Raw genomic sequence first — 525 nt, forward strand, 5'->3', positions numbered from 1 at the left:
CGCGTGCAGCTCCTGCGGCGAGCGCGTCACCGACTCGCCCACCACCACCAGGCGCCCGCCATGCAGCAGCGCACCCCAGATCTCCCACACCGAATAGTCGAAGGCATACGAATGACACTGCGACCACACCTGCCCCGGCCCCCACGACAGGCCCACCTCGAGCCCCGCGAACAACCGGGTCACATTGCGGTGGGTGACCGCCACCCCCTTGGGCACACCCGTGGTGCCCGAGGTGTAAATCAGATACGCCAGGTCCTCGGCGCCCGGCGCCGCCAACCCGGTACTGGGCTGCGCATCCACCAAGGGATCGGTGACGTCGAGGACCACCACGTCATGCCCGGCGAACCGGTCGGCGAACTCCGCGGTGGTGACCGCGGCCACCGGCGCCGCATCCGCGAGCAGGAACCCGACCCGCGCCGCCGGTACCGCGGGATCAATCGGCAGGTAGGCGGCCCCGGTTTTGAGTATCCCCAGGATCGCCACAATCGCCTCCGCCGACCGCGACAACAGCAGCGCCACACACTG

Annotated in this window: 1 protein-coding gene; it reads right to left on the bottom strand. The window is 69.7% G+C overall.

From position 1 onward, the window contains the following. The coding region (locus OQ789_RS25755; protein WP_324689244.1) for an AMP-binding protein at window positions 1-525 on the bottom strand (525 nt) is incomplete at both ends.

The organism is Mycobacterium sp. 94-17, assembly GCF_035617725.1.
Lineage (GTDB): Bacteria > Actinomycetota > Actinomycetes > Mycobacteriales > Mycobacteriaceae > Mycobacterium.